This is a genomic window from Citrobacter sp. H12-3-2 (assembly GCF_009649895.1).
Taxonomy (GTDB): Bacteria; Pseudomonadota; Gammaproteobacteria; order Enterobacterales; family Enterobacteriaceae; genus Citrobacter; species Citrobacter portucalensis.
The window spans coordinates 4498415-4510244 of sequence record NZ_CP045837.1 but is presented as its reverse complement, the minus strand read 5'-3'; the positions used below and the strand labels follow the sequence as shown (position 1 = coordinate 4510244).

Here is an 11830-nt window from a genome sequence, read left to right as displayed (position 1 = left end):
CGTTTAGCCTCCCCGGCAGGGTTGCAGAATATCATCTGCCGCCTGATATTTCTGTGTTTGCACGCCCGTTAATCCCAGCAGAGTTGAGAAGAGATTATCCTGCGAGAAGTCTTCTGAGCTTGCCCGTTTTTGCAAACATGTCTGAGAGACCTGATAGCGTTGCTGATAATCCTCGGAGAGCCACAGCAGCATCGGCACATGTTTTTGCGTATCTGGTGCAATCGAATACGGCAGGCCGTGCAAATAGACGCCATTTTCCCCTAAGGATTCGCCGTGATCGGAAAGATACACCAGGCTGGTGGTGAAATTATCCTGATGCTCTTTCAGTATATTGATCGCTTTATCAACAATATAGTCAACGTGAAGAATGGTGTTGTCGTAAGTATTGACCAACTGTTGCTGCGAACAGGTCTGGATTTCGTTGGTATCGCAGGTTGGCGTAAATTTCTTAAACTGCGCAGGATAGCGGTTGTAATAGGTCGGACCGTGGCTGCCGATGGTATGCAGCACAATCACGCCGTCGCCTTGCAGGTTATTAATGTACTCTTCCAGCCCGTGGAACAGGACTTCATCGTAGCATTCACCGTCAATACACTGCCCTGGCAGGTTCAGCTTAGTCATATTCTGGTGTGGAACCCGATCACAGGCTCCTTTGCAGCCGCCGTCGTTATCGTTCCACAGAACGTTAATTCCCGCCCGCTGAATGATGTCGAGTACGCCTTCCTGATGCTGTGCCAGTTCTTCGTCGTAGTGCGCGCGTGGCATATCCGAGAACATGCAGGGTACTGATACTGCCGTTGCCGTTCCGCAGGATGTGGTGCGGGGGAAATAGACCACATCATCTTTTTCCAGCAGCGGGTTGGTCTGGCGCGAGTAGCCTGACAGGGTGAAGTTATCGCCGCGCGAGGTCTCGCCGAGAACCACAATCGTCAGGTTCTTACGCTTTTCTTTCACCATCAACGGATTGCGATGTGCATCCTCGCCAATGCGCACCAGCGGCAGGTGGGCCAGTCGCTGGTGTGAATACCAGGATGACGTCGCCACAATGCTGTTGGATGGACTGAGGGATTTCACCAGTTCTTTGTTGTTGCGAAACAGTGAGGCGTAATCTTTATAGAAGAACGCAGCGACCAGCACGATCAGCAGCGCGGAGATCAGAATGTTCGCGCCACGAAACAGTATGCTGCGCATGACTGGCGTGATCGGTTTGATTTTTACCCAGCAGGCAATGAGCGCGGCCAGAATGCCGCTCACCCCGAGAGTGATGAGCATTTGCGGCGTCAGCAAAGCAAAGGTTTCGGCGGGCGTAGTGTCCATCATATTGGCGATCATCGAGCGGTCGATGATGATGCCGTAGGTCATGATGAAATATTGGGCCGATGCGCCCACCAGAATGAAAATGCACGCCACCAGGCGATTAAGCCACAGGAATGAGGCCAGCGTCAGCACAATGTTCATGACGCTGAACGCGACCACCGGCATTGATAAAAACACCAGCACGTTACGCACAGAGTCCAGAGGCAGGTCTTGCAGCACTTGTTTGTAGAACGCAATGTTCAGGAAAGTCGCAAGATAAAATGAGATCAGCAGAAGCCAGCTGATTAGCCCGAGAGTGGGCCTTTTAAACAAGAGCTTTAACATTAAGGGGGTTCCATCGACTATGTGGCGCAAATCCTCTCAAAGTAAAATTAAGCCAACCTTAAGTTCTTAATGTTGATTTTTCGAAGAGCGGTAGGAGAACGTTGACCCGATGAACTTACGCCATCGGGCCACGACGATTGTTGGCGTTAGTTATTGTTTACCGGGGCATCCAGTGGATACGGGTTTTTATGGATCCGGTTGTAGTTCAGTGCGTACAGCGCGGTAATGATCATCAGCGTGACGAACGACCACATCACTTCTTTGGCGCCGGAACCGACAACCGCCCAGATGCAGTAGACAAAGGCGATAAAGGTCACCAGTAAGTACATCGGGCGTGCTTTACCAAAGTGGCCATGGCCGAGCAGCAGCAGCGCGGCGCAGGTGTACAGATACGGCACCAGGGTGAAGATAACGGAAACCGAAGAGACCAGACCAAACTCTTTTGCTGCGTTCGGCGACATGCTGCTGAACTGGAAGATGGTCATCAGGATGCCGACGATAATTAACCCGGCCACTGGCGTACCGGCTTTGTTCACGCGGGCAAAAATTGGTGGGAACAGGCCGTCATCGGCTGCGGCTTTGGCGGTTTGCCCGGCAAGCAGCGTCCAGCCGCCCAGAGAACCAAGACACCCGGCAGCAGCACAGAAGGAAACTATCGCCCCAGCGGTGTCACCCAGCGCCATACGTGCGGCATCACCGAACGGAGAGGCTGATACACGCAGCGCCGCGTTAGGGATCATACCCATGATTGCGGTGGTGGAGAGCACGTAACAAACAGCGGCAATCAGCACGCCGCCCATGGTGGCGATAGGTACGTTACGTTTGGGATTTTTAACCACGCCAGCCGCAACGGAGGCGCTTTCCACCCCGATAAATGACCACAAGGTGACGTTCAGGGTGCTTTGAATCGCGCCGAAGGTGTTCATGCCGCTGACGTTCCAGGCCGCCATATAGGTTTCACCGCGGAACCAGAACCAGCCGAAGACGGCAATCCCGACAATTGGCACCAGTGCCAGTACCGTTGCGACGGCCTGCACGCGGGTGATCATTTTCGGTCCGACAATGTTCAGTAATACGAAGATCCACAGCACTACGACGCAGGTCAGCGTCAGGACCAGCGGATCTTTTAAGATGGGGAAGAAGTAGCTCAGGTAACCGACGCCAATGACCACCATGGCGATGTTACCAATCCAGCAGGCCAGCCAGTACAGCACGTTGGTCTGGTAGCCCAAAAAAGGACCGAAGCAGCGGCGGGCGTAAGCATAAGAACCACCGGGACTGGAGTCTAAGGACGACATTTTGGCGTACACCATCGACAGTGCCAGAGCACCGATAATCGTGACCAACCATCCGTAGATTGCAATCCCGCCAGTTGACGCAAGGTTTGCGGGTAGCAGGAATACACCGGAACCCATAATATTCCCCGACACCATAAGGGTGACGGGGATTAAGCCCACTTTGTGAGCATCAGCATCCGTCGACATATTTTTTAACTCCTGATAAGGATAAATGACGCCTTATCATACCTCGTCAAAAGTCTATTTAATGATGACGGAGCTGGGGTATCGCTAATGCTGATATTATTATGGCTTATCGCTAACTGATTAAAAATCAGGCGGCGGATGGCTCCCTATGTTGGCTAACATAATGCAGAGGCGTCATCCCATAGAACTCTTTGAATACGGAGATAAAGTATGAGGTACTGTTATATCCACACAGTTGAGAGACCTGAGAAATGTTTTTGCCGTCCATCAGTAATTGATTGACGGCATATCGCATGCGACATGTGGTAATTATTTGGCTGTAACTTGTATTTTCACTTTTGAGCTTTTTCTTTAACAAGCTGGGACTCAGGCATAAGCAACTGGCAACCATGCTTAAATTCCAGTCTTTATGTATATCGCTCTCAATAATGTGATAAACGCTATCGCTGATACAGTTGCGCAGCATATACATGAGCAAAGAAATAAACTTTTTACTGTCGAGAAAGCGTGATAACACCGTGAACAGTAGCGAGCGCGTACGCTCTCTTTCAGTTTCGTTCACTGCGTCCATTACGCTGTGTTGGGCAGCCACCCTGAAGACATCCGGCGTCAGACACGCGGCGGTCATCACTGGGCTGGCACTGCGTTGCCAGAGTGGGATCTGTGAAAGGTCTTTATTTAAAAAGCGCAGATAATCTTTAATGATATCGCGGCTGATATGTACGACCAATGCGTTATTAAGTGATGAGAAATCGATAATATTATTATCGCATGCCACCAGCGCCATATGATTAGTTTTTAAACTGATGGCTTCTTTACCGTTAATCCTTAACCAAACATCCTTCTCCGTTAATACAACAACACAAGCTTCTTTGCTGCAAAGCCTCATACCCAACTCCAGGAATATGAACATAAAACACCGTAGCTCAACATCAGATGAGCCAAATCGGCTAAATTGAAATTGTATGATGAAACCAGGACTGCAATAAAATAACGTGTCTGAAATTAATTACAATGTTTGGCGGGATTTTTCTTATGTACACATTTTTGTACGCAAGTGGAAAGGCGCTATTTGCGTATAAAAAAAGCGCGGGGTGGTCCCGCGCAAAAAGGTATGACAATGTTATTGTTTTGCAGCAATACTCAGGAATTACTCAAGCATGACATGTCTACCTTAAACATCGGACTATCTATAAAACGACATTATGCTTTCACGCACATAACGTGGTACACACCGTCAATAATTTCCGTTCCTTCGGTTTCATGTTCAAATCCAGGGAAGTGGTGGTCCCAGGACTGCAACGAACGTAGATAACTAATCTGCGGGCTATTGGCGTCACCAAAGTTTTCCCCGGACAGCAGCATCGGAATTCCTGGTGGGTAAGGAATAACGGAATTCGCGGCTATACGACCCGGCAGATTTTCAATGGCCACCATCTCAACGTTATCGCTGACTATCGCGTTATAGGCTTCACGCGGGGTGATTTCAGCAACAGGCAGGCCGGAGTAGGCCGCGTTAAGACGTGCGCCAGGGTTGTTCTCTTTCAGCCAGGCGAACATGGTGTCGCCCAGATCGTGAATGCCCATGTTGGCGTAAGTGTCTGGATGTTCCTCAACCAGTTCTGGCATTACCTGTGCCAGCGGGGTATTGGCATCGTAATGGTGTTTGAAAGAGCACAACGTGTTGATCAGTGTGCCCCATTTCCCGCGGGTAATCCCCATGGAGAACAGGAACATAATCTGGAAATCGGTGGTACGGGTCGGCACGATGCCGTGACGGCCAAGCCAGGCGGTGACCAGTGCAGCCGGTACGCCGTTCTCTTCCAGTTCACCATCGTCGCCCATCCCCGGAGCCAGAATGCTGACTTTGATCGGGTCCAGCATGCTCCAGTTATCCGGCAGGTCTTTAAATCCGTGCCAGGATTCACCCGGGCGCATTACCCAGCAGTTCTGGTCGGTGGTCAGGAGTTGGGTTGGCGCATCGGCAAAGTCATAGGTTTTGCCGGTCTGCGGATCGGTCACAATCTCTTTGTTCCACGGTTTGAAGAACCAGTCGCCTTCGGCGGTGAATTCTTTGTACAACCGTGCCATGGCCTGACGGAAATCGACCGCTTCGTCGATCACTTCCTGGGTGAGCGACAGGCCGCTGTTACCGTCCATCATGGAGACCGCCACGTCGTTTGAGGCGCAGATGGCATACAGCGGAGAGGTAGTGGCGTGCATCATGTACGCCTGGTTAAAGCGGGAAAAGTTCACGGCCCCACGACCTTCACGAACGTGAATGTAAGATGCCTGAGAAAGCGCATTCAGCAGTTTGTGGGTCGAGTGGGTGGCAAAAACGGTAGGACCGTTATGATCGCCCGGCGCGCCACGCATGGCGTAGTGATCGGCGTAAATTGGGTTGAAGCGAGCATAGCCGTACCAGGCCTCATCGAAGTGGATGCGATCGCTGGTTTGCGCGAGCAGGTCCTGGGCCTCTTTGGCGTTGTAGCAAACACCGTCGTAGGTACAGTTGGTCACAACGCTGTAAGACGGTTTTTGCCCGGCTTTACCTTTGGTCAGCGGGCTTTCGCTGATCTTTTTCTGCAATGTTTCAGGCTGCATTTCCTGCGGGTAGATAGGCCCGATAATGCCGTACCGGTTGCGGCTTGGCACCATGTACACCGGTTTTGCCCCGGTGAGGATAAGCCCCTGCTCGATGGATTTATGGCAGTTACGATCCAGCACCACGACGTCGTTGTCGGTCATACAAGCCTGCATGATGGTGCGGTTAGAGCCGGAAGTCCCGACCACCACGGACCAGGAGCGGTCAGCGCCAAACACGCGGGCGGCATATTTTTCGCTCTCGCCAAACGCGCCGGTATGATCCAGCAGCGAGCCGAGCGATGCACGTTCAATACCCATATCGCTACGGAATAAGTTTTCACCGTAGTAATCATGATAGAAACGACCGGCTGGCGTTTTGGTGAATCCGACGCCGCCCTGGTGACCCGGTGCTGCCCAGGAGTATTCATGGATGTCGCCGTACTTCATCAGCGCGCTGAACAGCGGTGGCAGAAGTTGTTGGCGGTAGCGGGTCATCGCCGCAACGGCGCGACCGGCGATAAAGTCTGCGGTATCTTCCAGAATCCAGGCGAATTCATCGACAAGCTCCAGCAGGTCGCGATCCAGCGATGCGGTGGCTTTTTCGCGATCGCCCAGCAGGAAAACAGGTACGTTTTGCTGGCGCTCGTGGAGCTTGCCGATCAATTGCCTGACGTTGAGGTGCTCGTCTTGTTGTTCCATTTGATAGCTGAACATCAGACAATCAATGGCTTCATTGGCGGCGAGGATTGCGTAACCATCGTCGAATGAGGTGGACTTAATGACGGTAACATTTTGGCGGCTTAATGCGTCAGCCAGACGTTCGACAGCGCTACCGACCCAGGTGTCCTGATGCAGAAACTCACTTTCAACAATTAATACTTTCATCATCTTTTACCCGGTTGTGGAAAGGTTGCAATCTATGAATTGCAGACACACCGTATGAATGTGACGCAGGCAAGTATTATCCTGTCAAAATGGGCTGTAAAGCGGGTGAAAAATAGTCTGATTTGTGTTTAATTTGTTTTTAAACAGTAGGTTATGTTTTCTTGTTGGCGGTTTTTCACCGCCGTTTATCGACAGGGGGAATATTTTTTTGGCTGATACTGATATTGCCGAATGATATCAACCAGCGATTGTTTGCCGATGCTGCTGGCTTAGTTTGCGGTACTGCTGCGGCGACATGCCGACAAACTTGCTGAAGGTGTCATAAAAACGGCTGCTGGATCGGAATCCGGCGGTCAACGCAACGTCGAGAATGGTTTTATCGGTATCGCTAAGCAATGCGCGGACGTGATTGATCCGCATTGCCGTGATGTACTGCTTCAAGGTGAGTTGCATTACGCGTTGGAAAATCCCCATCGCGTAGTTGGCGTTGAGCTTCACGTGTTCCGCGACGTCGTTGATGGTGAGCGCCTGATCGTAGTTGTCGGCAATAAAGCTCAGCATTTGGCTGACGTAAAACTGGGCGTGCCGCGACACGCTGTTTTTGTGGGTCCGCGAGGTTTTATTGACCAGGATAGGCTGCCAGCCGGAAAGGCTAAACCGTTTGAGCATCAGACCAATTTCATCAATGGCGACCTGGCGAATTTGTTCGTTCGGGTTGCTCAGTTCCTGTTGCCAGCGCTGAACCTCAAAGGTGCTCAACTGCTGCGACGCCAGCGATTTGATGACCATTCCATGGGTAACATGGTTGATCAGCTCGCGATCCAGCGGCCAGGAGAGGAAAAGGTGCATCGGTAAATTGAAGATAGCCATACTTTGGCAACTGCCCGGACGCGTGAGCTGATGCGGTGTACAGGCCCAGAATAGCGTGATGTGTCCCTGTTTTATCTGCACGACTTCGTTGTTGATAAGGTATTCGACGTCACCATCAAACGGAACATTGATCTCCACCTGCCCATGCCAGTGGCTGGCAGGCATAGCATGCGGTGAGCGCAACTCGATATCCATCCGTTGATATTCTGAGTACAGCGATAGCGGGCTGCGGGTTTGTTCTTCATCGCTACTGCACATGTGCGGATCGGGAGGGAGAGGCGATGTCGGTAATGTACTCATGGTTGCTCCATTTCCTGAATTATCAGAATCATGTCATTTAACACGTATTAAGGCTGAGAATCAGGACACAAATTGGACCGTTACCATTGAGCATAGCGACATTTTGCGGCCGCATACTCTGCTTTTTGGGTAATTTTGTCCCATAAACTCAGATCCAATAGGGCGCAGAGTGATGATCTGAGTTTATGGGAATGCTCAGCAGGGAAGTCGGAGGTTTTCATCTATGCGCTGTGCCACCATGACTGTGTTCACTAATGTTCTGGAGAGTCATGATGTCTGCACCCAAAATTACCTTTATCGGCGCCGGTTCCACGATTTTCGTCAAAAATATTCTTGGGGACGTCTTTCACCGCGATGCGCTTAAATCTGCGCATATCGCCTTGATGGATCTCGATCCTACGCGTCTGGAAGAATCACACGTTGTTGTGCGCAAGTTGATGGATTCTGCGGGCGCGTCTGGACGAATCACCTGCTATACCGATCAAAAAGCAGCATTACAGGATGCTGATTTTGTGGTGGTCGCTTTCCAGATTGGCGGCTATGAACCTTGTACCGTCACCGATTTTACGGTGTGTAAACGCCATGGTCTGGAGCAGACGATTGCCGACACGCTGGGGCCGGGCGGCATTATGCGCGCGCTGCGCACCATCCCGCATTTATGGCAGATTTGTGAGGATATGACCGAAGTCTGTCCGCAGGCCACAATGCTTAACTACGTTAACCCGATGGCAATGAACACCTGGGCAATGTATGCGCGCTATCCGCATATTAAGCAGGTTGGGTTGTGTCATTCGGTGCAGGGGACGGCGGAGGTGTTGGCCCGCGATCTGAACATCGACCCTGCTTCTTTGCGCTATCGCAGTGCCGGGATCAACCATATGGCGTTTTATCTGGAGCTGGAGCGCAAAACGGCGGACGGTGCCTATGTGAATCTCTACCCGGAGCTGCTGGCGGCCTATGAATCCGGTCAGGCGCCGAAACCAAATATTCACGGAAATACCCGTTGCCAGAACATTGTGCGTTATGAAATGTTCAAAAAATTGGGGTATTTCGTCACCGAATCGTCGGAGCACTTCGCTGAATATACGCCGTGGTTTATCAAACCGGGGCGTGAAGATCTGATTGAGCGCTATAAGGTGCCATTGGATGAATATCCGAAACGTTGTGTGGAACAGTTGGCGAACTGGAAAAAAGAGCTGGAAGAGTACAAAACGGCTGAGCGGATCGACATTAAACCGTCGCGCGAATATGCCAGCACTATCATGAACGCTATCTGGACCGGTGAACCGAGCGTCGTGTATGGCAACGTTCGCAATGACAATCTGATCGATAACCTGCCGCAAGGCTGCTGCGTTGAAGTCGCTTGTCTGGTCGATGCAAATGGTATTCAGCCAACGAAAGTCGGGACTCTCCCGTCACATTTGGCGGCCATGATGCAAACCAATATCAATGTTCAGACCCTGCTAACGGAAGCCATCCTGACGGAGAATCGCGATCGCGTTTATCACGCGGCGATGATGGATCCGCATACCGCCGCGGTACTGGGGATTGAAGAGATTTATGCGCTGGTGGACGACCTGATCGCGTCTCACGGCGACTGGCTGCCGGCCTGGCTGCACCGTTAATACACAATCACGCCGGGCATTGTATCCGGCGTTTAACCTCTGACGTTTCCTCTTACAGAAGGCGGGCGCTGGTAACAGCGACCCGATACCCTATGAGCATATCTCTGACAACAAAACTCAGTTATGGATTTGGAGCGTTTGGTAAGGATTTCGCCATCGGTATTGTGTACATGTACCTGATGTATTACTACACCGACGTAGTGGGATTATCGGTGGGGCTGGTCGGAACGTTGTTCCTGGCGGCAAGGATCTGGGATGCGGTAAACGATCCCATCATGGGCTGGATTGTGAACGCCACCCGATCGCGCTGGGGAAAATTTAAACCCTGGATCTTACTCGGTACGCTGGCGAACTCATTGGTGCTGTTTTTGCTTTTTAGCGCACATCTTTTTGAGGGTACTGCGCAGGTCGTATTTGTTTGCGTGACGTATATATTATGGGGAATGACCTACACCATTATGGATATTCCATTCTGGTCACTGGTGCCAACCATTACGCTGGATAAACGCGAGCGTGAACAACTGGTGCCGTACCCCCGTTTCTTCGCCAGCCTTTCTGGGTTTGTTACCGCAGGCGTGACGCTGCCTTTTGTGAGCTATGTTGGCGGAGCCGATCGTGGTTTTGGTTTTCAGATGTTTACGCTAATTCTCATCGCGTTCTTTATCGTTTCCACCGTTGTGACGCTACGGAATGTGCATGAGGTTTATTCGTCAGACAGTGAGGCCACGGCAGACAGCAGTCGTCTTGGGTTGAAAGCGATCGTTGGGCTTATCTATAAAAATGACCAGCTATCCTGCCTGTTAGGTATGGCACTGGCTTACAATATTGCATCCAATATCATTGCTGGCTTTGCCATTTACTATTTTACCTACGTGATTGGTGATGCAAGTCTCTTCCCGTACTACATGTCTTACGCAGGTGCGGCAAACCTGTTGACGCTGATTTTCTTTCCTCGGCTGGTAAACGCGTTGTCACGACGGATCTTGTGGGCTGGGGCATCGGTGTTGCCGGTTCTTAGCTGTAGCGTACTACTGGTGATGGCGCTGGCAGATTTCCATAATATCTTACTGATTGTTATAGCGGGTGTTTTACTGAATATTGGTTCGGCGCTTTTCTGGGTGTTGCAGGTCATTATGGTGGCAGATACCGTTGATTACGGCGAATACAAACTTAATGTTCGTTGTGAAAGTATCGCCTATTCGGTGCAGACAATGGTGGTAAAAGGTGGGTCAGCATTTGCCGCTTTCTTTATCGCGTTAATACTCGGGGTGATTAATTACGCGCCAAATGTCGCGCAGTCTGCCGAAACTATCGTTGGCATGCAGTTTATTATGATAGCGCTACCCGCACTCTTTTTTGTGGTGACCTTAGTCCTGTATTTCCGCTTTTATCGACTGAATGGCGACACCCTGCGCAGGATCCAGATCCATTTACTGGATAAGTATCGCAAGGTGCCGCAGCACCATGAGCAACCGGATATCCCGGCTATTGCGGTAGTGGCTCCAGGCGATGTAAAGGCGTAGCGATGGAATGGCATTCGTTGATTGGGTATTTGGCGGCCAGCCTGACAACGCTCTCTTTCTTGCCGCAAGCCATTAAGGTTATTACCACTCGCAACACGCAAGGCATCTCCGGTTTGATGTATGTGATGTTTGTGTGCGGGCTGGTTTTGTGGCTGATTTACGGATTATTGATTGAAGATACTGCCGTCAGCATGGCGAACTTTCTGACACTGTTGTTCGCCTTGCCGATTCTGGTTATCAAGTATCGCAGTAGGTAATGTAGATTGCTGGAGAAGCGTTAGCGCTCTCCGGCCGTTTTCAACTGCCGATTGTGCCAGCCCGCCAGTGCGAGGACCGTTGTTAACGCACCGAGCAGGGCGCAGAACATGTCCGACTGGGTATCCCATGGGTCACCCTGCGTGCCAAGGAAGTCATCCGCACCTTGTCCCATTGCCAGCGCCGCCCACCATTCGATGAGTTCATACATTGCGCTAATCGCCAGTGCTACGCAGCAGACCAAAAATGCCAGCATCTTATGACCACGGACAATATTGCCGCGCACTAAAATCTCTCTTGCCGTCAGGGCTGGTACCAGCCCCTGGAAGAAGTGGCCCAGCTTGTCATAGGGGTTTCGACTGAGATCCAGCCATTCCTGAACCTGAAAACCGACGGGGACTTTGGCGTAGGTATACATCCCGCCTACCATCAGAATGATGGCGTGCAAGAAAATCAACGTATAAAGCAGCGGCGTCAATGGGTACTGCTTCATGGTAGCCAGCAACAGCGGGACGACAATAATGACTGGCGTGACTTCCATCAGCCAGGTGATTTTCTCAGAGGCAGAGATACCGGTGTAGATAAGAATCAGCGCCAGGATCAATGCGCCGGTGCGCAAGATTGTGGGGTTCAGAGTGCGGAGCATTGCGAATTCACACGT

9 protein-coding genes are annotated in these 11830 nt (G+C 51.2%); 3 read left to right on the top strand and 6 right to left on the bottom strand.

The genetic code is table 11. From position 1 onward, the window contains the following. Positions 1–3 precede the first annotated feature (3 nt). From eptA to melR, 5 genes are all read right to left on the bottom strand, one after another. On the bottom strand, positions 4–1641 hold the full coding sequence (eptA, locus tag GHC22_RS21435) for a phosphoethanolamine transferase EptA (protein ID WP_153753879.1): 1638 nt from the start codon (positions 1639–1641) through the stop codon (positions 4–6). Between the two features lie 146 nt (positions 1642–1787). Beyond that, positions 1788–3125 (bottom strand): arginine/agmatine antiporter, encoded by a 1338-nt coding sequence (gene adiC, locus GHC22_RS21430; RefSeq protein WP_003031853.1) that lies wholly within the window; start codon positions 3123–3125, stop codon positions 1788–1790. Positions 3126–3252: 127 nt separating this feature from the next. Next, positions 3253–4014 carry an AraC family transcriptional regulator gene (locus GHC22_RS21425; protein WP_153753878.1) on the bottom strand — a complete coding sequence of 254 codons (762 nt, stop codon included), beginning with the start codon at positions 4012–4014 and terminating at the stop codon, positions 3253–3255. Between the two features lie 314 nt (positions 4015–4328). After that, positions 4329–6596, bottom strand: coding sequence for an arginine decarboxylase (gene adiA, locus GHC22_RS21420; RefSeq protein WP_003826754.1), 2268 nt, complete (start codon positions 6594–6596; stop codon positions 4329–4331). A 237-nt stretch (positions 6597–6833) separates the two neighbouring features. After that, positions 6834–7766 (bottom strand): transcriptional regulator MelR, encoded by a 933-nt coding sequence (gene melR, locus GHC22_RS21415; RefSeq protein WP_153753877.1) that lies wholly within the window; start codon positions 7764–7766, stop codon positions 6834–6836. Positions 7767–8035: 269 nt separating this feature from the next. Here melR and melA point away from each other — a divergent pair, with 269 nt between their 5' ends. From melA to GHC22_RS21400, 3 genes are all read left to right on the top strand, one after another. Continuing rightward, a complete protein-coding gene (gene melA / locus GHC22_RS21410; protein ID WP_153753876.1) occupies positions 8036–9391 on the top strand; it encodes an alpha-galactosidase in 1356 nt (451 codons plus the stop codon). Positions 9392–9483: 92 nt separating this feature from the next. Continuing rightward, the gene (gene melB, locus GHC22_RS21405; protein WP_032942138.1) at positions 9484–10914 is read left to right on the top strand and encodes a melibiose:sodium transporter MelB; all 1431 of its coding nucleotides are present in this window, start codon (positions 9484–9486) and stop codon (positions 10912–10914) included. A 2-nt stretch (positions 10915–10916) separates the two neighbouring features. Continuing rightward, positions 10917–11171 (top strand): SemiSWEET transporter, encoded by a 255-nt coding sequence (locus tag GHC22_RS21400; RefSeq protein WP_032942140.1) that lies wholly within the window; start codon positions 10917–10919, stop codon positions 11169–11171. Positions 11172–11191: 20 nt separating this feature from the next. Here GHC22_RS21400 and GHC22_RS21395 read toward each other — a convergent pair whose 3' ends face one another. Then, positions 11192–11815: a DUF2238 domain-containing protein gene (locus GHC22_RS21395; RefSeq protein ID WP_100271623.1), complete on the bottom strand. Its 624-nt coding sequence runs from the start codon at positions 11813–11815 to the stop codon at positions 11192–11194. Between the last annotated feature and the right edge of the window lie 15 nt (positions 11816–11830).